Genomic DNA, 22,569 nt, shown 5'->3' on the forward strand with positions numbered 1-22,569 from the left:
GATGTTTTTAAATGTGCACTCTTCTTATAGCCTGAAATATGGTACACTGAACATCGAGCAGTTGATTGCCACTGCCCGGAATTTGGGTATCCATCAAATGGTACTCACCGATATCAATAATTCAACCGGTGCGGTAGAGTTTATTCGCGAGTGTTATAAACAGGGCATTGCCAAAGAGGCCGACGAGATCCATAAAGGCAATATTCCCTATCAGATCAAACCGGTAGCAGGGATCGAGTTTCGGGTCGATCATAAATTGTTGTATGTGGGCGTTGCTAAGAATAGAGAGGGAATGCGCGAGCTGAATGAGTTTTTAAGCCACCATAACATCAACCATATTCCCTTGCCGCAAATTCCGCCTGAAATGGAAAATGTGTATATCATTTATCCCTTTCAAAAATCGTTTAACACTGTACTAAAAGGTAATGAATTTATAGGCATCCGTGCCAAACAGCTCAACCTTTTATACAAACATCCACTTTTAAAACAAAAGGAAAAACTGCTGGTTTGGCATCCTGTTACCATAAGTGATAAGATCACCTACCGTTTGCACCAATACCTTAGGGCAATTGAACTCAATACACTTTTAACTAAGGTACCCGATGAACAAAAATGCGATCCAGATGAATTCCTGATTCCGGAAGTGGAATTAACGCAGCAATTTGAACAGTACCCTTTCATTGTTCAGAATACCCAGCGTTTGTTGAACAGTTGCGATTTAAGTGTTTATTTTGAGGATGGCCCTGCACCTGTTTCTAAAAACAAGTTTTTTTATACCGGGGATTTCGAAGGAGATAAAAAAATGCTTCGGGAGCTTGCCGAAGAAGGGCTCAGGTACCGTTATGGCGAAAATAATACAGAAGCCATTGAGCGTTTGGAAAAAGAACTGCGCATCATCGAACTTAAAAACTTCTGTGCTTATTTCCTCATCACCTATGATATTGTACGGTATGCGATGACCGAATGCGGTTTCTACCATGTTGGCCGTGGCTCGGGTGCCAACAGCATTGTAGCCTATTGTTTGCGCATTACCGATGTAGATCCGATTGATCTCGACCTGTATTTCGAACGTTTCCTGCACGAAAAACGGACCAGCCCGCCAGATTTTGATATCGATTTCTCCTGGGATGAAAGGGAGGTAATACAACGGTATATCTTTGAACGCTATCCTAAATGGCACGTTGCTTTTTTGGGTACCATGAGTACTTTTAAAGACCGGGCAATTATCAGGGAAATCGGGAAGGTGCTGGGTTTACCCAAAGGTGAAATAGATAGTTTTACCGATCCCACCAAAGAACGCGAAAACTTACTCAATGCCACTTACCAAAAGTTATTGGCGGTGTATCAATATATGAAGGGGATGCCCAACCAGCGCTCTATCCATGCCGGGGGGATTTTGATTTCAGAAGAGCCGATTACCTATTATACCGCATTGGATATGCCGCCAAAAGGTTTTCCAACCGTACAGTGGGATATGTACGAAGCCGAAGCCATTGGTTACGAAAAATTCGATATTTTAAGTCAGCGGGGTATCGGGCACATCCGCGAAGCTGTACAGCTCATCAAAAAGAATAAAGCAAAGGATATTGATATCCACGATTTTAAAACCTTTAAAAATGATCAGAAATTGAATGGCATTCTTAAAGAGGGGCAGCCTATCGGCTGTTTTTATATCGAATCGCCAGCCATGCGGCAATTGCTCAAAAAACTGAAATGCGATAATTACCTTACCCTGGTAGCAGCCAGTTCTATTATCCGTCCGGGGGTGGCCAGCTCAGGCATGATGAAAGCCTATATCGAACGCTATCATGCACCCGAAAAAGTAGTTTACCTCTGCGAAGTGATGAAACAGCGGCTCAGCGAAACCTATGGGGTAATGGTTTACCAGGAAGATGTAATCAAAGTATGCCATTATTTTGCAGGCCTCGATCTGGCCGATGCCGATGTCCTCCGTAAAGCCATGAGTGGAAAATACCGTTCGAAACTGGCTTTTGATGAATTGGTAAATAAATTTTTTGCCTCAGCCAGAAAGGAAGGCCATTCAGAAGAACTGATTACCGAAGTTTGGCGACAGATATCCTCTTTTGCCGGCTACAGCTTTTCTAAAGCCCATTCTGCTTCTTTTGCGGTAGAAAGTTATCAGAGTTTATACCTCAAAACCTATTACCCCATGGAATTTATGGTCGCCGTACTGAATAACTATGGTGGCTTTTACAGTCGATGGGTTTATGTGCATGAGTTACAAAAAACCGGGGCACGTGTGCATTTGCCTTGTGTGAATCACAGTGATGACGTAGTGAATATAAAAGGCGAAGATGCTTATCTGGGTTTTATTGCTGTTCAGGGTTTAGAAGAAAAAAACATCAAAATTATTCCTGCTGAACGTCATACAAATGGTTTGTACATCGATCTCGAAGATTTTGTAAAACGGACCTGTATCTCATTAGAACAGGCTATTATTTTAATTCGGCTGGGTGCTTTACGATTTACCGGAAAAGATCGGAAAACCCTGCTTTGGGATGTACACAACTACCTTGGCTTTAAGCAGAAGAAAGTGAACCATGCCGAACTTTTTAAACTGAGTTATAAAACTTACCAGCTGCCGGAACTGGCTGATTCGGAACTGGAAAATGCTTATACAGAGTTAGAGTTATTGGGTTATCCGCTTAATTACGATATGTTCGATTTTTTAAAAACGCCTTACCGTGGCGATACCATGGCCGCTGATATGCACAAACATTTGGGTAAAACGGTAAGGATGGTAGGGAACTATGTTTGCGAAAAAACGGTACACACCATTAAAAATACCAAAATGTGGTTCGGTACTTTTTTAGATGCCAACGGCGATTTTTTCGATACCACCCATTTTCCCAATACCACACCCATGTATCCTTTTAAAGGAAAGGGCTGTTACCTGATTTTGGGCAAGGTGGTTGAAGATTTTGGTTTTCAAAGTATAGAGGTTTTAAAATTTGCCAAATTGGATATTCAAATGAACCCGGTAGCAATTGATTAAAATAAATTGATATGGATTTAAAATTGAAAAAAGACAGGTATTCAATAGTTGTTCACCCTCACCAAGAAGCTATTAATGATGTTAAAGTTTTGAAAGATATACTCTGGTTTAAAATTGGCTGGTATAACAGTAGAAATTCTGAGGCGCACATCACGATTATGATGTTTTGGGCAGACCAATATGAGTTGGAATGTTGCAAAAAGCGCATTGAGAAAATTTGTCGCTCACAAAGGCCGAAAGAAGTAATTTTTGATTCTTTAAGTGTATCAAAATTTAGCCATGCTGTTGTTTTACTTCCCAATGATTCATCCAAACCATACTTAAATGATCTTTTGAAAATCTTTCGAAAGGGACTTAAAACTAATTATGCTGTAAATGGGGCTAACGCGCATATATCAATAGGACGTGAACTGAGCTCGGCTCAAATTGATCAGGCAGCGCATTTGTATGGCAACATCAACTTAGAATTTAACTGTGATACAATTGCCATTCGTAAATTTGATAAAGTTAAACAACAATTTGTGGTAATTAATGAGTTTAAATTGTTGGGTAGCCCTTTAAATCATCATCAATATTCTTTGTTATAACTAGTTTATTTTGGTCATGAGCCGATTAATCTTGTTAATCGGCTCATGATTTGGCTTGTTTTTGAGCCGATTAATGCTTTTTTATAAGATCGTCATTCCCAACTTGATTGGGAATCTAAAGTTTATTGCATTAAGATTAGCTTCGCTGAGCACTGTGTGGTTCCCGCCTGCGCGGGAATGACGATCGATTATAGTTTGCGCTCGTTTCTAACGAGTATATCAGTAGCCTAGCGATTTAATCGTTTACTTGTTAAAACATAATTTTTATATTTAAACCATGATCCACTTTAAAGCAGAGATAGAACGTTTCGAAACCATGGGCGAAAAAACCGGCTGGAGTTATGTGTTTATCCCGGCAGCTTTGGCTAATGAAATTAAGCCCGACTGTAAAAAGAGTTTCAGGGTAAAAGGAAAGATAGATCAGCTGGAGATTAATGGAATGGCAACCATCCCAATGGGAGAGGGCGATTTTATTATTGCCCTGAAAGGTGAAGTCCGTAAACAATTAAGAAAAGAAGCTGGAGCAAGCGTCGAACTTTATTTAGAAGAAGATAAAGATTTTAAGATTGAAATGCCTGAGGATCTGGAAATCTGTTTATCAGAAGAGGAACATTTAATCCGGAACTTTTTAAAACAGCCTAAATCGCATCAAAACTATTACATCAACTGGATTAACCAGGCTAAAACCGAGCCCACACGCACCAAACGGATCGTAATGACGGTTAAAGCAATGGATAAAGGACAGGATTTTGGCGCAATGATCAGGGAATCGCAAGGTAAGGCTTAGTTTAAGTCTGTAGTCCTCAGTTCTTAGTCGTGAGTCGGGGAGATTGGTTAATACAAAATAGCCCGGCATACAGGCTGATAAGATTTGCTGATCAGCAATATATGGATCAAATTATAACGATGGACTATTAACTATATGCCATGGACTAAAGACTCTAGACTCCCGACTTCGGACTCCCAACTTCAGCCTTCCGACTATAATTTCTAAACCAGCTCCAAACCTTCATTTGTATTACCCCTAAAAAAGCTTCCCTGAAAATACGGGTACTCATTTTTGATGTGCCTTCGGTACGGTCGGTGAAGATGATTGGAACTTCGACTACTTTAAAGCCAAATTTAATGGCAGTAAATTTCATTTCGATCTGAAACGCATAACCAACAAATTTGATTTTATTTAATGGAATGGTTTCCAGCACAATTTTGCGGTAACATTTAAAGCCGGCAGTCGCATCCTGAATGTTGATCCGGGTAATCATACGCACATACATTGAAGCAAAATACGACATTAAAACCCTGCCCATTGGCCAGTTTACCACATTTACACCCTTAACATACCTGGAACCAATGGCTACATCAGCGCCATTTACACAAGCTTCGCGTAAGCGCGATAAGTCGTCAGGGTTGTGCGAGAAATCGGCATCCATTTCGAAAATGTAGGCATAATCGTGTTGTAAGGCCCAGTTAAAGCCGTAAATATAAGCCGTACCCAAACCTTGTTTACCCGCACGTTCTTCAATAAATAAATGCCCTTCGTATTCGTCCTGTAACGATTTTACAATTTCAGCCGTTCCATCAGGAGAACCATCATCAATAATTAAAACATGAAAAGGCTGTGTTAAAGAAAAAACCTTTCTAATGATTTTTTCGATGTTTTCCTTCTCGTTGTAGGTGGGAATGATGACTAAACTATCTGACACGTTTGTTGTGGTTTTTAATAATGTAAGCTTCTTGTGTTTATATGATGTGCTACAATTGCTTTTAAACTGCGAAAGTAAATATTTAATGTGAAACCTTTATGAATTTTCATTAATAACCCACGATTCGGCTCTTATTTTATTCGTAATTTTTAGGGTATGGTCAGTATGAGCGTAGTCTAAGACTTTATCCCAGTATTTCCCGCAGATTTTGCAGATCAGCGCAGATTACCTTTCAAGGTACAAAACCATTGTTCCTAAACCCGACAGTAGCGGCAGCTCCCGATTGAAAAGAGGGACTATAGCGAATGGCGGGGAGGCAGACCTCCAAGAACTACTGTCCGTTCCTTTTCAAATCTTATTGAATATGCCCATTTCTGTCAGTCTGATCGTAGTTGAATACTTTGGCCCGGTATTTCCCGCAGATTTTGCAGATCAGCGCAGATTACCTTTCAAGGTACAAAACCATTGTTCCTAAACCCGATCGGCGTGTAAAGCCCGCAGACCGAAGCATGAGGGCGAGGACTTGGAACAAAGAGCGGGGCGGCAGGCTTCCAAGAACCACTGCCCGTTCCTTTTCAAATCTTATTGAATACGCTCGCTTTTTTTTATATCTTTTTTACGCTTACCTCACCTCCTGCATTAACTTTTTAACCAGTTGCGAAAAGAGAATCAGCGCCAAACCTGCAATTAAAGAATATAAAGCCAATGTTTTATAACCTTCGGTATAGGCCATTAATTTAGCCGATAACGATGCATCATCAATACTCGACATTTCTGCCCCCAGTTTTCCGGCAGCCAATTGGCCAAAGGCACTTGATAAAAACCAAAGCCCCATCATCATTCCGAACATTTTCTTTGGCGAAAGTTTAGTAATGATCGACATGCCTATCGGTCCCAAACAAAGTTCGCCTAACGTTAATAATAAATAGGCTAAGGTAAATACATTTAACGAGCTAATACCCTGTACATTGGCGAAGAACCTGGTGGCGTAAAAAACATAAAAACTTAAGGCCAATAAAAGGAAGCCGATCCCGAATTTTACCACGGTATTGGGTTCAATTTTGCGTTTGTATAAGCCCAGCCATAAAATACCCACAATCGGACTAAAAACAATCACAAAGAACGAGTTAGCGCTGTTGTTCACCACATTCGGATCGATATTGAAAAAGAGGATTTTATGGTCCAGATTGTCCTTCGCAAATAACGATAGGGAACCTCCGCTCTGCTCGGATATGGCCATGAAAATGAAATAACAGAAGATAAAAACGAAAGCTGCCAATAGTTTATATTGTGCTTTTTGATCTTTTATCTTAAACGTTTCATACAGGAAATAAACCAAAGCAATAATGCCTATGGTGTACATGAAATAATCGGTAAAGGCTGTGTTTCTTACCATGATATAAATCATTGGGATACACAAAATAGAACCTACATAAACAGCTATTTCCAAAAATTGCTGTTTAGATTTTTTAAGGTGCAGTAAAGGCGAATTCCCAATCGGGCCTAAATGCTTTTTGGTGAAAATGAATGTACCTAAACCAAACATCATCACCAGCGCTGCAGACAGGAAACACAAATGCCAGTTGTAATATTTACCGAGATAAATACACATGGCACCACCCAACAAGCCGCCAACATTGATACCGGCATAAAAAAGTCCATAACCGGCATCTCTGCGATTATCTTTCTCATGGTATAATTCGCCCACCATTGATGAAACATTGGGTTTGAAAAAACCTGTTCCAATAATGGATAAGGTAATTCCTACATAAAATAAATCATGAGGGGAGAAGGCTAGGATTAAGTTCCCGATAATCATTAAAGCCCCGCCCCAAAAGAGCGATTTTCTGAACCCTAAAATTTTATCGGCAAAAATACCACCTATAAAAGTAAAGGCATAAACAAAGGCTTGTATCGCACCATACTGCAGGTTCGATTTTTGATCGCTCAAACCCAGTTGTTCGACCATGAAAAAGGCCAATACCCCACGCATGCCGTAAAAACAGAAACGTTCCCACATTTCTACCAACGATAAATGCCAGAGTTGTTTCGGGTATTTACCTTCAAAATTCTGAATATCTTCTATTGAAACTGTTTTTTCCATTAAATAGGTTTAAAAATTAAAAGCCCGGCGGAGATCGGGCTTTAGGTTAAAGGATGTTATAAGTTTAGTCAAGAATATCCTGATGCATCATTTTTTGTAATTTCTTGGTAATTGCAAATAAAATTAAAGATGCAATTCCGGCCATCACTACAAACATCATGAAAAACTCGTATAACGAATTAATCTGGATGCCTACGATCGACTGATATTCGAAAGGAATTTTTAAGTCTTTTAATTTTGCCAGTTCTGCCGCGGTTGGCGTAACCGTTTTAGATAAAATGGGCTGTAAGTTAATGCCAGCTCCGGCAGCTTGTTTAATTTCGGCCACGCCCGGAGGGTATAAACCACTTAAAATACCAGCAAACTTATTGGCTGCTGCGTTGGCTAAAAACCAAACAGCCATTAATAATGAACCGAATTTTAAGGGTGCCAGTTTGTTTACCAAAGATAAACCGATTGGAGATAAACAAAGTTCTCCGCAGGTGTGTAAAGCATACATACCAATTAACCACATCATGCTCACTTTAATGGATGAAGACACGTCTTTTACACCAAAAGCAATCCACAGGTAACCAAGGGCCAGTAACAATAAACCAATGGCCATTTTAGTTGGCGATGAAGGTTCTTTTTTACCTAGCTTAATCCACAACCAGGCAAATAAAGGTGCAAAGGCTACTACGAATATTGAGTTTAGGGAGGCAAAGATACTTGCCGGTACTTTTAAGAAACCTAAATCCCGCTGGGTTTGCTCTTCTGCAAAGAAAGTTAAAGAGGCACCTGCCTGTTCGAAGGCACTCCAGAAAAATATAACGAAAAAGGCAACAATGAAGATTACACCAATCCGCTGTTTCTCAATTTTACTTAATGATTTATCTGAGAAAATAACAAAGGCAATAAACAATACCGATGCGATTAATAAGTAAGTTAAAAAGCTGAATACTTTTGCATCGATGTAAAATAATCCGATCATTAAAGCCGAAAATGCAGCTAAGCCAAAACCAATTACGGCAGGGTTTAATGTGCTTTTTGGTGCGCCAGCCGGAATGGTTCCCAATTCTTTTCCATCAGGTGCAATTACATATTTCTTCTGATACATGATTTGCACCAAAACACCTAATAACATCGCTATACCGCCAGCTAAGAATGCCCATTTAAAATCCAAAGGATTTCCGGTATCGCCTAAAAAGCCACACACAATAGGACCTAAAGCACCACCCACGTTTATACCCATGTAAAAAATAGTATAAGCAGCGTCACTTCTTTTATCGCCTTTCGGATACAATTGTCCAACCAATGAGGAAATATTTGGTTTGAAAAAACCGTTTCCGGCAATCATAAAGCCAAGTCCGGTAAAAAACAAAAAGGTGGAGAGTTGTTCATTACTTTGGTATAACATGGCACAGAAAAATAGGATAAACTCTCCCAGTGCCATCATTAATCCGCCTGTTATAATCGATTTTTTATTTCCCCAGAAACGATCGGCTACATAGCCGCCGATTAGTGGCGTTAAATAAACCAATCCGGTGTAACTACCATAAAGGTTAGAAGCGAATGCTTTATCAAATAATAAGGCCTTTGTCATAAATAAAACAAGGATTGCCCTCATTCCATAGTAGTTGAAACGCTCCCACATTTCTGTGGCAAATAACACGTATAACCCCTTTGGATGACCTTTAGATTGATTTGGTGTTGATGTCATATTCAGTATTTAAGTTTGTTTGTTTTTTTTGTTAATGCAGTAAAAAATTATTTGATGCCGTATTCTTTCATAATATTGTTTAGCCATTTTAATAAAGCAAAACCGATTATGGCCGAGCCCATCAATAAGGAGAAGTTTACCCAAAAGAAATTGGATTTGTCTTCATAAGTATCCCATAAGGTTGCCAGTACGCCCGAAAGTTTATTGCCTATTGAGGTAGATACGAACCAACCGCCCATCATTAAAGAAGTTATCCTTACCGGACTTAATTTTGATACCAGTGATAAGCCCATCGGACTTAGAAATAATTCGCCAATGGTAATTACGCCATAAGTTCCCATTAGCCAGAGAACAGATACTTTTTCGGCTCCATTTTTTCCGATATATACTGCGGTAACCATCACCAATACCGATATAGCCGAGATGAATATCCCGAATATAATTTTTGTGGCGGTACTCGGTTCTTTACCGCGGCGCCTTAACCAGGTAAAAAAGGATACAATTAACGGGGTTAACAGAATTACCCATGCCGGGTTGATCGACTGGCTTAAGTTTGTTGCCCATAATTCTACTGTGCCACCTTCCTGAGGCAATTCGGCAGCTGGTACATTTTTGAAATAGGTTGGGTAGTTGTATTCTTTCTGCACCACACCATCAACTTTCTGGAGGCGGAATGCGTTGTCGTATAAGGCTACACTATCTTTTTTATAGGTGATATTTTGCGATAAGCTAAACTTAGAAAAAGTGTTTTTTGCGGTGGTATTGGTTAGGCTTCTATCGGTATACCGATCGGCCCAGGTGGTTAGGGCAGTACCGTTTTGTTTAAAAACCGCCCAGAACAAAATTACAACTACAAATATGGTAAGTAATGCGGCAATAGGCCTTTTTTCTTCTTTACTGGCTTTAAAAAATAAGGTGCTGTAAAAGTAAATCACAGGGAAACAGGCAAATATAAAGGCATCTGTACTGGTAGATCCTACCAGCGGGTGGCCGATTAATTTAGTTGGCACTATCCAGCCAATCACACCTGCAACTACCGAAGGTAAAAGAATTAGTAAGCAGATTTTTAGAAATGACATGTCGCCATCCATAATACCCTTTTTAACATCGAAAGACCGGTAATGTTTAAGGCCAATAATAAATACGGCTACACCAATAAACATACCTACACCAGCTGCAAAGAAGGCATATTCCCAACCCAGCATAATATATAAGGCAGCGCCAAAAAAGTTGCAGATAAAGGCCCCAACATTGATACCCATGTAAAAAATATTGTAACCATCGTCTTTTTTAGCCACATACTCTGGCGTAGAGTAAATATTGCCCAATAGGGTAGAAATATTGGGTTTAAAAAAGCCGTTGCCAAAAATAACGAGGGTCATGGCCAAATAAAGCATCGGTAAATTATGAACGCCCATTAAGCAGTATCCCACACCCATCATGATGCCGCCTATAATGATAGACTTGGCGTAACCCAGGTACCTGTCGGCAATTAAGCCGCCTAAAAAAGGGGTTAAAAATACTAAAGCAATAAATGTTCCGTATAAATCGGCAGATTCTGCCTCCGTCATGGCAAAACCAGTTTTTACATCTTTTAAATAAAGCGTAAAAATGCCTATCATTAAATAATAACCAAAACGTTCCCACATTTCAGATAAAAAAAGAAATTTTAAGCCTTTGGGATGTTTAGTTTGGTTTGTTGTGGGCATTTATTGAAGATTTTTAAAGCGCAATATAGCGAGTGGAGGCCATTCTCACAAATTTTTGCACCTGGAGTAAGGTAAATGATTTGTTAAGGTTTGTTAAGAGTTAAAACTTTCTGATGGGTTTAACATTTTTTTTGGGGTCGGCATAGAGCTCGTCACTCGAATTCGGATCGTTGTTAAGCGTGATATCTTCTTGTAGTTTTAGCCTTCCACCAATGATTTTAAAACCATCAAAAGTGCCGTCTGATCCGTAATATTCAAATTTTCCCTTTATTTCAGGATCGAATGAAGCAAGGTGGTCGAACACAATCATTCCTGCTTTCAGATCGGTTTTTAAGGTCATGGCGTTTGATTTGGCATATTCGAATATGATCCTGTTTTTTCCTTTTAACTCTTTTCCATCGAAAACAGGAGCACCGAATGTAAGATTGTCTTTTTCGAAAGAAAGGATATCGATTACCTTTTTAGTGGTGGCCTGCGTATTTCCTTTCCAGCCTAAAAGCACATAATAAGGCAGGCGGTTCCCACTGGTTACCGGAACAATTTCATAATATCTGGCACCAAACCATTTCTGGTTATTGGTAATGCTATTGGGATCGGCTAAATTTTCGGTCTGGTCGATTAAGGGATAAAGTTTCAACGGACCGCTTTTGGTATTCATCTGGATGGCCCCATAATAGCGGTATGAACCGTTTTCGAGCAGAACATACCAGCTCAAAATCCTAAAAGCCTGATCGGATGATTTAATTACAGAAACGTTTTTAAGCGAATCGAATGGGTAAGAAAAAGAATTAGGAGTTTTTAAAGCCTCAACCAATGTTTTTACGAAACTGCCGTTCACTTCTAATTTTTGCGCATCGCTTTGTGCAGCAATAACCCTTGCCGATATTTTAATCAGTGTATCCTGGAAAACGTTTAATTGGTTTGGTGCCTGTTGCGCTTTTACACTAAAACTAAGCGTTCCAAAAATTAAAAGGATATAAAATCTGATAAGTTTCATATGATCAAATGCCGAAAAATCCTGCAAAATCCAAAATTATAATTTCCCGATAACTAATGCGCTTGCGCCGCCGCCTCCGTTACAAATTCCGGCAACACCGATTTTTCCGTCGTTTTGTGCCAGTACCGAAAGTAAGGTAACCACAATTCGGGCACCAGATGCACCAAGCGGGTGACCCAATGAAACCGCGCCGCCATTAACATTAACCTGATTGTCGTTTAATGCTAAAAGTTGATTGTTCGCGATAGAAACCACAGCAAAAGCTTCGTTGATCTCGAAAAAATCTACATCATTGATATTTACATTGGCTTTGTGTAATGCGAGTGGAATTGCTTTTGAAGGGGCAGTTGTAAACCATTCGGGCGCCTGTTGTGCATCAGCATAGCCTAAAATTTTAGCCAGGGGTGTTAAACCGAGTTCTTTTGCCTTATCGGCGCTCATTAAAACCAATGCTGCTGCGCCATCATTTAAGGTAGATGCATTTGCAGCAGTTACGGTTCCATCTTTTTTGAAAACAGGTTTTAGTGAAGGTATTTTATCAAACTTAACGGCTGTTGGCTCATCATCGGTGTCAACCAAAGTAATGTCGCCTTTACGGTCTTTAACTTCAATGGCCACAATTTCATTGGCAAATTTACCTGAAGTTTGTGCCGCTTGCGCTCTTTTGTAAGAGCTTATGGCGAAATTATCTTGTGCCTCGCGATTGATATTACATTCGGTAGCACAAAGTTCTGCTGCTGAACCCATGTGGTAATCGTTGTACACATCCCACAGACCATCTTTTACCAAACCGTCTGTAATCTGTCCATGCCCCAGGCGATAGCCGTTTCTGGCTTTATCGAGATAATAGGGAACATTACTCATGCTTTCCATTCCGCCGGCAACTATAATTTCGTTGTCGCCATTTGCAATACTTTGTGCCGCAAGCATAATTGCTTTAGTGCCCGAAGCGCATACTTTATTTATGGTAGTGGCAGGTAAATCTGGTAAACCGGCAAATTTAGCGGCTTGTGTTGCGGGTGCTTGTCCTAAGTTTGCAGATAAAACATTACCCATGTATACTTCCTGGATCTGTTCTGGTTTTAATCCGGCTTTTTCAATGGCTGCTTTAATGGCAAAACCACCAAGCTGGGTAGCAGAAAATTGAGCTAATGAGCCTCCAAAACTGCCAATAGGCGTTCGCACAGCTGATACAATTACAACTTCTTTCATGTAAACTAAATTTTATGAATTTTTTGGTTAGGCCGCTAAGTTAGTCAAACCTCGCAGGTTTCCAAAACCTGCGAGGTTTAAAAATAACGTTTAGAAAATGATTTTAGCCTATTTGAAAATAATGGGTTTTTAATAGCTTTTGGGAAAGGTGCTTGAGTAGTACTTAGGGTAGCTCAGTCCTGCTGTTCGCTATAGCCCTCATACTTCGGGGCTGTCGCTGCCATCAGGTTTAAATTACTTGAGGCGGTGGGCTTGGGGAGCAGTAGAAACCTGACAAGTTTAATTTAAAGCTGTGGGTTGTGCGTTAGGGATTGTAAGGGTTCAGTACCGATTTTTCATCGGTACCGGAGCGCAGCGCAGCCCTGCAAAGCCCGACCCTTTCCCGAATTCTCGGGATTGGGGAACGCCCAAATATTTTTATAGACTTCCGAAGTTACAAAGGCCCAAAGCATTTAAAGTTGGTAGTTAACAATTTGCAGCTCTATTCTTCCTTAGCTTTGCCTTTTTTTCTGGATTTTATCGCCTGCGTAAGCAGAAACTCGATCTGTCCGTTCGTACTTCTAAACTCGTCAGCAGCCCAGGTTTCTACTTCTTTTAATAAAGCAGGACTAATTCTTAATACAAAAGCTTTTTTATCTTTCTCCGCCATTCTTATTGTATTGCTTGTATATTATACCTCGTTTTTAAATTTACGAGGAACATTTCGAGTTCCTCTATTTTATTGGAGCTGAACAAAAGTTTTTTGCCGTTTTTAAACTCCAGCTGCAAGCCCCTGTTTTTATCGTTTAAAAGGTAAGCTTTGTCTTTAAATTTAAACCAAAGGCGGTTTTTTACGCCATAACCACCATATTCGGAAAATGCATCGTACTTTCTGATATAAGCTTTTTCGATACTTACCCAGCGGAAACGACTTGGTGTAAAGTGAAAGGGGGGATATCGGAAAGATACACCTTCAGCCGTTATTTTTAAGGTGAGTTTACTCTGCTGCACTAAAAAAATGATTAAAAACGGAGATAGGATCGCTAAAACCGGAGCGAAGTACATCGCTTTAAGCTCAGCATAACTCAGGCCCTTATTCTGAAAAATAAGCAGGGCTACTGTTGGGAATATAGTTGCTGCTATTACCAGATATAGCCACCAGATCTTTAAACCATGTTTTTCCTCAAACTCCATTGTACTTAATTATATAAGGTTCCGGTATTTACCACAGGCTGTACATGGCGATCGCCACAAAGCACGACCAGTAAATTACTCACCATGGCGGCTTTGCGTTCTTCATCCAGCTCAACAATTCCTTTTTGTGATAATTTCTCTAAGGCCATTTCTACCATGCCTACAGCGCCTTCTACTATTAATTTACGGGCTGCAATAACCGCTGTAGCCTGCTGACGCTGTAACATGGCGCTCGCAATTTCTGGTGCATAAGCCAAATGCGAAATCCTGGCTTCTAAAACTTCGATACCTGCTCTCGATAAACGTTCGTTCAGTTCGTTTTCTAACAGTTCACTCACTTTATCCGCACCATCTTTTAAAGTGATGCTGGTTTCTTCGCCCTCAGCATGATCATAAGGAAAAATGTTGGCCAGGTGCCTTACAGCGGCTTCACTTTGTATGTTTACGTATTGCATGTAATTTTCGACAGAAAACACAGCCTTAGCTGTTTCATTTACTTTCCAAACCACCACAGCAGCAATTTCGATCGGGTTGCCCAGTTTATCGTTAACTTTTAACTGCTGTCCGTTTAAATTGTTGGCTTTTAATGATAAACGTCTTTTAGCGGTTAGGGGATTTACCCAGAAAAATCCATCAGCTTTTACCGTACCGATATACTTTCCGAACAGCGTAAGTACCATCGATTGATTGGGGTTGATGATTAAAAAGCCCGGGAAGATTAAAAATATATCTATGGCCAGTAAAATCCCTCCCCAGAGAAAGATTTCTGAAACAAAGCAAAAAATGGAAGCGCCCAGCAATGCGATGCATAGTGCGAATGTTAGATAGCCTGATGGCGGATTGATAATTTTTTCCTGATACATAATTGATATTAATTTGATATCATAAAGTAAAATATAAAATCTGGTAATTGCAAACAAAAGCCGTAAAATGTATATTAGATAAAAATGCTATTTTTGACAATACAATAATTACATCGTTTTGGCCAAAATCAAGAGAAATTCCCACAAGATCCTTTACCGGAAGTATTCATCAAACCTGAAATATGTGATGATGATATTTACCGTTTTCATTATTACGCTATTTCTACCCAAACAACCCCGGTTTAGATATGAGTTTGAAAAAAATGCAGTATGGAAAAATAAGGACCTGATTTCGCCCTTCAGTTTTGCTATTTTAAAAACCAACCCGCAGGTTAGTGCCGATAAAAAGAATGCCTTAAAAGATATTTTACCCGTTTACCAATTGGATAGGGGCATTACCGCAAATGCTTTGGAGGAGTTTGCCAATGAATTTGATGTGAAATGGAAATCGAAGCAACTGAACGAAAAAGACAGGGATGCCTATAAAAGTGCTTCTTATAAACTGCTGCAGAATATTTACCAGAAGGGCATTATTGGCTTAAATGTGAAACATCAGGCAGGAGGGAAGAACTACGACTTTTCTTTGCTTGAAAACAATGAGGCCCAGGAGAAAAATACACAGGATGTTTTTACTGCAGAGTCGGCCTTGAACTTTTTTAAAGATCATTTTAAAGCCCCCAACCAGGTGATGGGCGATCTGGTTGCCAACCTGGCCATTGATCATATTACCCCGAACATTGTATTTGATGAGCGACTGACCCAAACGATACAGGATAATACAATTAATAATATTTCTACTACCAAGGGCATGGTACAAAAGGGAGAACTTATTGTAGCGAAGAATGATGTTATTGATGAAGAAATTTACCAAAAACTCGAATCTTACAAAGCAACCTACGATGCACAAACCAAAACAATTGGCAGCAGGGCATTGGTTTATCTGGGGCAGGTGGTATTGGTTGGCTTTATACTCGCCATTTTAATGTCGTTCCTTTTTCTTTTCCGGAAAGATATTTTTGCCGATAACCGTCAGCTTTCTTTAATCCTGATTGTGACCACGGGGATGTTACTGGCCTTAACCTGGGCCATTAAAATGGAAATCCCAAGTTTGTATTACATTCCGTTCTGTGTGGTACCTATTATCATCAGGATTCTGTTTGATACACGTTTGGCACTTTACCTCCATATGCTGGTGATTTTAATTGCCGGTTTCTTTGTGGCCAATAGTTTCGAATTTGTGTTTTATCAGGTTACGGCGGGCATGGTTGCCATATTTAGTATCAAAAACTTTGTGAAGCGCGAGAGGTTCCTGGTTTCGGCCTTATTTATTCTTCTGGCTTATTTGGTTTCTTTTATCGGTATAGCCCTGCTCCGCGAAGGATCTTTCCGCGAAATAGAATGGATGAATTTTATTCCTTTTGTTTTTAGCGTACTCTTATCGCTCTTAGCTTACCCTTTAATTTATCTGTTCGAACGTATTTTTGGTATCACATCAGATGTGGCCCTGATTGAGCTGACCAATACCAATAATAAACTGTTAAGAGAACTTGCTTTTAAAGCGCCTGGAACATTTCAGCACTCTTTACAGGTGGCTAACCTTGCCGAAGCTGCAATATTTAAAATTGGAGGTAATTCTGTGCTGGTAAGGGCAGGTGCCTTATATCATGATATTGGTAAAGTTGATAACCCGCAATATTTTATTGAAAATCAAAATACGGCTGTTAGTCCGCACGATAAATTACCTTATGAGCAAAGTGCGCAGATCATTATTCAGCATGTGCACAAGGGAATTGAGATTTTAAGAAAGAACCAGATTCCTGAAGCGATTATTGATTTTATCAGAACCCACCATGGTAATACCCGGGTTGATTATTTTTATCAGTCATTTTTGAAAAATACACCTGAAAAATTTGTCGACGAAAACATTTTTCGTTACCCCGGACCCATACCTTTTAGTAAAGAAACTGGTGTGTTAATGCTCGCCGATTCGGTCGAAGCGGCCTCAAGAAGTCTGAAAAATCCCGATGCGCAGAACATAAATGACATCGTTGAACGGATAATTAACTACAAATTGGAGCAAAATCAGTTAGATGACTGCGATTTGACGTTAAAAGATATTGAGACTATCAAATTGATATTCAAGACGATGCTTATGAGTATCTATCATGTGCGTATAGATTATCAACAAATTTTGTAATTTTTTTTTGTTGGATAACTTGTTTTACTATATTTGCAGACCTCAAAACAACGCCGGTAGGGCGGAAAACAGAGGATAAGGAGAGGTGCCTGAGTGGCCGAAAGGAACAGTTTGCTAAACTGTCGTACTGGTAACGGTACCGCGGGTTCGAATCCCGCCCTCTCCGCAGAAAATAAAAATTTGCAAATAAAAATGGAATTATCAATTTAAAACCGTTTCTTTGCAATCCCTTCGAAAAAGGGAAATAAAAAAAGAAGATACCAAGTTCGGGATGTAGCGTAGCCCGGTATCGCGCCTGCTTTGGGAGCAGGAGGTCGTAGGTTCGAATCCTGCCATCCCGACAAAAAGTTGATCCACTTTTAAAACAGGATTGAAAGATCGATACCAAGTTCGGGATGTAGCGTAGCCCGGTATCGCGCCTGCTTTGGGAGCAGGAGGTCGTAGGTTCGAATCCTGCCATCCCGACATAGCATTAAATCGGAAAGTATATCTCTATTACAGATAAATTTTTCCGATTTTTTTTGCGTAATAAATTTGAAGGTTAGGCTCAATCCTATTGGCGTCTAAATATTTTTCACTCTATCGAGTATGTTTAATTTTAAGATTGCGATTGACTTTCGAAAATATTTGAAGCAGTTTTCGCATTAGAATGCTCTTGCTATATTAATTTAAGCCTAAACGACGATTTTACAAGATTTGAAAATCGCTAAAGGTGGGTATTTAAAGGGGAATGATTAAGTTTGATTAAACAATCTCAGTATATGTCTAAATCAAACGCTCCAATAACGATTCAGAAAAACCAGAACGTACAGAATAAGTGAAGATTATCCAGAAACTGTCCACCTTATTTCAGGCAAACTAGTCAGTTTTTACCCCTTCAAAATGATTACTAAATCCGCTATAAAGTATTCAATTGGCTGATTTTAAGTCTTTTCAAGTCTGTTTTAAGTCTACATGAATCTTCTATCATCCAAAACTAAATAATCTTTCTGATGCGTGAAAATTACCCTTTAAGGAAGATTTAAATGTGGGAGTGTTGTATTGGATTCAATAAGGAGGAAAATAACCGATTTAGGTTGTTGTTTGGGCTTTTCGATCAACTAAACAGGTTCCTTGGTGTTTTGGGAAAAGATCTATACCAGAATCAGTGAAAAATTCGGAAACTGGAATCAGCCATCATGAAGGTGTATTAGAGGAGGAAATCATGCACAAGTGTTCAAGCTGTAGCTGAAAGTCGGATGCACATTTTGGAATGAAATCGAGTGGCTACTATCTCTGAATTCCTCAACTATGGTTTTTGTGTAAATTATTCAATAAATAAATGTTTTAAGCCTTTAATTGTGATAATTATTGTTAATTTTGAATTATAATTTCAGAAAACATGATAATCCAGTTCAACTTCAGTAACTATAAAACCTTCAAGGAAAGAGCGACATTGAACATGATCGCCTCAAACTATGATAAGGACACTAATGAAGAAGATAATATCATACGCGTTGAGCAGCGTGACCTACGCGTACTCAAAAGCGCTGTCATTTATGGTCCAAACTCTGGAGGAAAAAGCAAGTTCATTGACGCGATCGGTTTTTTTAGAAAGTTTATCATCACCTCTTCCAAGGAAACCCAGCAGGGGGACACTATACCCGTGGAATCCTATAGGCTAAATTCCATGACTAGCGGAAAACCCTCGGATTTCGAAATGACCTTTATGGTAGATCGGGTGATCTATCGCTATGGTTTCGAGGTGAGTAAATCCGAGATCGTGGCGGAATGGCTCTATTCACGTCCAGAAAAAAAGGAAATCGAACTCTACTACCGTACGCTGCAAAAATTTGAATATGACACCAAACGTCTTGCCAAGATTGGTTCTCTGGAGCGAGAAGACCTAGTGCGAAAAAATTCCTTGTTGCTTTCGGTACTTGCCCAATTCAACGACCAAACCGCTATTTTGCTGTTAAACTATTTCCGCAACATGAACGCTGTTTCGGGACTGAACGAGCTGGATTATAAACACAGTTCCATCACCAAGGTAAAGGAAGACCCCGGCAAACGCGCCCAAATCGTAGAACTGTTGAAAAGCGCGGACCTGGGCATTCAGGACCTGCGTTATGAAGATCTTTATGAATCCTTCGATAATGAAGGAAAAAAGATGATTGGAGAATATAAAGATAGTTTTAATAAAATTGATCCTCATTTTTTTGCCAACATCATGACCAAGCATCAGGTTTACGATGAACATAATCAGCCCGATGGCTTCGTGGAATTCAGTATGTCCAAAGAAGAATCCGAAGGTACCCGGAAATATTTTCATTTCGCTGGCCTTGTGCTCGATGCGCTGGAGCAGGGGATGATCCTGCTCGTGGACGAGCTCGATTCGAAGTTGCATCCAAATCTGGTCTGCAAGATCGTTTCGCTTTTCAATTCCAGTATTACCAATCCGCAAAACGGCCAGCTGATATTCAATACCCATGATACCAATCTGTTAAGTTCGGGCATCTTTCGTAGGGACCAGGTGTGGTTCATTGATAAAGACCGTTACGGGGCATCCAGATTGTACTCTTTGGCCAATTTTAAAAATGAGGTCAGAAAGCATGAACCTTTCGAAGATAATTACATCCGGGGCAAATATGGTGCGACGCCCTTTTTGAACGAATTTGAAACAGTTGCTCAAGAAATTATTACGAAAAATGGCCAGGCAGAATAAAAGGGAGATTGAAAGACAAAAAGCGGAAACGCACAAAAAACAACTCGAACTCAGCAAGGCCAGACGCCGTGCGGGAGGTGAACTAGTGGCGCCTGAGCCCGAAATGGAAGTTAAGCCCAGTATATTGATCTATTGCGAGGGGCGAAATACAGAACCTTCCTATTTTAACCAGTTCAAGGTTTCCAGCGCGATTGTTAAAGCTTATGGAGAGGGTAAGAATACCCTGTCTTTGGTCGAGGCTGCAAAAAAGATTTCTGACGATGCTTCCGACCGGGGCAAGCCCTTTGATCAGGTTTGGTGTGTTTTCGACGCGGATCCCAAGCCTGATAACCCAAAGCAACTGGAGAACTTCAATGCTGCAGTCAAACAAAGCGAAGCCTACGGCTTTGGTACCGCCTATTCCAATCAGGCGTTTGAATACTGGTTGGTCCTGCATTTCGAGGACCATCAGGGCGCAGCCATGCCCCGAACCGACTATGATCCCAAGCTCAATAAATATCTCGCGCCATATGGTGTAACATATGATGGTAAAGGAACAAAAAAAGTCGGCAAAGATATGTTTGCAATTTTATTTGAGGTTATCGGGCATGATGAAAAGGGCAACCCCATCACGCGTTGTAAGCAGGCTACTGCACGTTCAAAACGGAACTACGATAACGCCGGTGACCATACCAATCCAGGCAAAGAGGAATCTTCCACCCGTGTGCATGAACTGGTTACCGAACTGCAAAAATATACTTAGATTAAAGTCAATGTTGAGCCCTGGCATTGACCTTTTATCCTCGTCACTAACCTTTAGGTCCCTTGGCTTTGCCTTGCAAAATGAAGACTCCGGAACTATTAAAGATTGCCATAGGTTACCAGAGAGGTTTTTTTTCGTGCTGGCAACTTGATATATCTAAGCCTTGATTTATGGTTTCTCTTGTCGTGAAATAGCTTGTCATTAAAAACTGAAAGACGGTAACAATATGTTTCAATGAAATTAGAACTTTCCAGAGTCGATTTTAATCGTCTGCAAGCTTCTTAAGATCCTGTAAAAATGATTCGAAAATTGTTCTGTCAGGTCGACACAAAACAAAAAGCCTTTAGATCATAAGATTTAAAGGCTTTTTTGTTTATTGTGGAGTCCTAAAAAAGGTTGACCAAATCTTAACAAAATGGTCAATAATAATTTAAAAAAATTGCAACGTTCACCCCGGAGTTACAGTGAAAGTTTCAAGCGATTAGTGGTAGAGGAGTACGAGAACGGTCATTTGAATAAAGACCAGTTGCAACGTAAATACGATATCCGCGGAAATCAGTGTATTCAGAATTGGTTACGAAAATATAGTAAATTAGCCTATCCAAGATATAAAAGCATTGGCAGGCCTATGAAGGACAACGATCAACAGCGACTCAAAGAGCTTGAGTTCGAGTTAAAGCAAGAGAACAAGGCATTGGAAAAGAAGTTAAGGGAAGCAGAACATCAGCTTTCCATGTACAAGAAATTTGTTGAGATCGCGGAGCGGGAACTGAACATCGAGATCCGAAAAAAGTCTGGCGCCAAGCAGTTCAAGAAATAGCACTTTTATCCAGTAAGAACACTATTACTAAGTTGTGCAAGCTGTTTGGCTACACGAAACAGGCTTTCTATAAGGCAAGATCCAATAGCTCAAAAAAGACTGTTGCAGAGCAGGAGATCAAAGAGATGGTCCTGAACATTCGACATAAGCTACCGCGGACCGGGGTCCGTAAGCTGCATGTGATGTTACGGGAAAGCATGTCCCGCAAGAACATGTGGGTTGGACGCGACAAACTTTTTGGGATATTAAGATCACAGCATCTGCTGGTCCAACGGAAACGCAAGTATACCAGAACAACTGATTCGAAGCACTGGATGAGGAAATACCCCAACCTAACTAAGGACCTGGAACTAACCATGCCTGAACAGCTATGGGTTTCAGATATAACATACCTACAAACGGTTGCAGGAAATGAATATCTGCATCTGGTTACCGACGCAGGCTCGAAGCTAATAATGGGGTATGAAGTCTGTGGCGATATGAAGGCTGTGTCTACGAAAAAGGCATTGGAGATGGCCATAAGCAAGAGGGAGTATGAGCATCAGCTCATCCACCATTCTGACAGGGGACTACAGTATTGCAGCTATGATTATATCAGGCTTTTATCGCATAACAACATCACAATCAGTATGACTGAAAATGGTGATCCATATGAAAATGCAGTCGCAGAAAGAGTCAATGGGATTTTAAAGGACGAATTTGGATTGGATGCAGTCTTTAAGGGGAAAGCCCAATTATATAAACAAGTGCACCAGGCGATTGAATTATATAACCAGATGAGATTACACTCTTCAGTAAATATGTTAACGCCGAGGCAAGCGCACTCAAAACCTAAGATATTTGTAAAACGGTGGAAGAAAAAAGAACCATCAAAATAGATTTTAATGGTTCTTTTATTTTTATAATTTAGTAAAATAAATAGTCAACTTTTTCAAGGACTAGACATATAAATTATTCTGCGGCGAGCTGTAAATCAGTATTGTGTTGGATTGAATCTGGCATTTCTACTCATCAGATCAGCAAATCGGGTGATTTTTCGCTTT

Annotated in this window: 17 protein-coding genes and 3 tRNA genes; 11 read left to right on the top strand and 9 right to left on the bottom strand. The window is 40.0% G+C overall.

Going from position 1 to position 22,569, the window contains the following annotated elements; genetic code table 11:
- Nucleotide 1 precedes the first annotated feature (1 nt).
- From CA265_06550 to CA265_06560, 3 genes are all read left to right on the top strand, one after another.
- The gene (locus tag CA265_06550; GenBank protein ID ARS39329.1) at nt 2-3,016 is read left to right on the top strand and encodes a DNA polymerase III subunit alpha; all 3,015 of its coding nucleotides are present in this window, start codon (nt 2-4) and stop codon (nt 3,014-3,016) included.
- Nucleotides 3,017-3,027: 11 nt separating this feature from the next.
- Complete coding sequence (locus CA265_06555; protein ID ARS39330.1) at nt 3,028-3,603, top strand: hypothetical protein; 576 nt, start codon at nt 3,028-3,030, stop codon at nt 3,601-3,603.
- Between the two features lie 277 nt (nt 3,604-3,880).
- Nucleotides 3,881-4,390 carry a hypothetical protein gene (locus tag CA265_06560; protein ARS39331.1) on the top strand — a complete coding sequence of 170 codons (510 nt, stop codon included), beginning with the start codon at nt 3,881-3,883 and terminating at the stop codon, nt 4,388-4,390.
- Between the two features lie 154 nt (nt 4,391-4,544).
- On the opposite strand, the gene CA265_06565 is transcribed toward CA265_06560, so the two are convergent.
- From CA265_06565 to CA265_06605, 9 genes are all read right to left on the bottom strand, one after another.
- A complete protein-coding gene (locus CA265_06565) occupies nt 4,545-5,306 on the bottom strand; it encodes a dolichyl-phosphate beta-D-mannosyltransferase (GenBank protein ARS39332.1) in 762 nt (253 codons plus the stop codon).
- Nucleotides 5,307-5,928: 622 nt separating this feature from the next.
- Complete coding sequence (locus tag CA265_06570) at nt 5,929-7,410, bottom strand: MFS transporter (protein ARS39333.1); 1,482 nt, start codon at nt 7,408-7,410, stop codon at nt 5,929-5,931.
- Between the two features lie 64 nt (nt 7,411-7,474).
- Nucleotides 7,475-9,109: an MFS transporter gene (locus CA265_06575; GenBank protein ID ARS39334.1), complete on the bottom strand. Its 1,635-nt coding sequence runs from the start codon at nt 9,107-9,109 to the stop codon at nt 7,475-7,477.
- A 47-nt stretch (nt 9,110-9,156) separates the two neighbouring features.
- A complete protein-coding gene (locus tag CA265_06580) occupies nt 9,157-10,818 on the bottom strand; it encodes an MFS transporter (protein ARS39335.1) in 1,662 nt (553 codons plus the stop codon).
- 100 nt (nt 10,819-10,918) lie between these two features.
- The gene (locus tag CA265_06585; protein ARS39336.1) at nt 10,919-11,815 is read right to left on the bottom strand and encodes a hypothetical protein; all 897 of its coding nucleotides are present in this window, start codon (nt 11,813-11,815) and stop codon (nt 10,919-10,921) included.
- A gap of 36 nt (nt 11,816-11,851) precedes the next feature.
- Nucleotides 11,852-13,027 (bottom strand): acetyl-CoA acetyltransferase, encoded by a 1,176-nt coding sequence (locus tag CA265_06590; GenBank protein ARS39337.1) that lies wholly within the window; start codon nt 13,025-13,027, stop codon nt 11,852-11,854.
- Nucleotides 13,028-13,508: 481 nt separating this feature from the next.
- Nucleotides 13,509-13,676 carry an Arc family DNA binding domain-containing protein gene (locus CA265_06595; protein ARS39338.1) on the bottom strand — a complete coding sequence of 56 codons (168 nt, stop codon included), beginning with the start codon at nt 13,674-13,676 and terminating at the stop codon, nt 13,509-13,511.
- Nucleotides 13,677-13,678: 2 nt separating this feature from the next.
- On the bottom strand, nt 13,679-14,200 hold the full coding sequence (locus CA265_06600) for a hypothetical protein (GenBank protein ID ARS39339.1): 522 nt from the start codon (nt 14,198-14,200) through the stop codon (nt 13,679-13,681).
- A 5-nt stretch (nt 14,201-14,205) separates the two neighbouring features.
- The gene (locus tag CA265_06605; protein ID ARS42906.1) at nt 14,206-15,063 is read right to left on the bottom strand and encodes a band 7 protein; all 858 of its coding nucleotides are present in this window, start codon (nt 15,061-15,063) and stop codon (nt 14,206-14,208) included.
- Between the two features lie 118 nt (nt 15,064-15,181).
- Here CA265_06605 and CA265_06610 point away from each other — a divergent pair, with 118 nt between their 5' ends.
- From CA265_06610 to CA265_06645, 8 genes are all read left to right on the top strand, one after another.
- Nucleotides 15,182-17,260, top strand: coding sequence for a transmembrane HD family protein (locus CA265_06610; protein ID ARS39340.1), 2,079 nt, complete (start codon nt 15,182-15,184; stop codon nt 17,258-17,260).
- A 79-nt stretch (nt 17,261-17,339) separates the two neighbouring features.
- A tRNA-Ser gene (locus CA265_06615) sits at nt 17,340-17,426 on the top strand.
- Between the two features lie 101 nt (nt 17,427-17,527).
- Nucleotides 17,528-17,604 (top strand) — tRNA-Pro (locus CA265_06620).
- Nucleotides 17,605-17,651: 47 nt separating this feature from the next.
- Nucleotides 17,652-17,725 (top strand) — tRNA-Pro (locus tag CA265_06625).
- A 916-nt stretch (nt 17,726-18,641) separates the two neighbouring features.
- Entirely contained in the window at nt 18,642-19,964 is a 1,323-nt protein-coding gene (locus CA265_06630) for an abortive infection protein (GenBank protein ID ARS39341.1), read from the top strand.
- Nucleotides 19,948-20,706: a hypothetical protein gene (locus CA265_06635; protein ARS39342.1), complete on the top strand. Its 759-nt coding sequence runs from the start codon at nt 19,948-19,950 to the stop codon at nt 20,704-20,706. The genes CA265_06630 and CA265_06635 overlap by 17 nt, the downstream gene beginning before the upstream one ends.
- A gap of 415 nt (nt 20,707-21,121) precedes the next feature.
- Nucleotides 21,122-21,526 (top strand): hypothetical protein, encoded by a 405-nt coding sequence (locus tag CA265_06640; GenBank protein ARS39343.1) that lies wholly within the window; start codon nt 21,122-21,124, stop codon nt 21,524-21,526.
- A 32-nt stretch (nt 21,527-21,558) separates the two neighbouring features.
- Nucleotides 21,559-22,404, top strand: a complete 846-nt coding sequence (locus tag CA265_06645; GenBank protein ID ARS39344.1) for a hypothetical protein — start codon at nt 21,559-21,561, stop codon at nt 22,402-22,404.
- Nucleotides 22,405-22,569 lie beyond the last annotated feature (165 nt).

The organism is Sphingobacteriaceae bacterium GW460-11-11-14-LB5, assembly GCA_002151545.1.
Classification (GTDB): domain Bacteria; phylum Bacteroidota; class Bacteroidia; order Sphingobacteriales; family Sphingobacteriaceae; genus Pedobacter.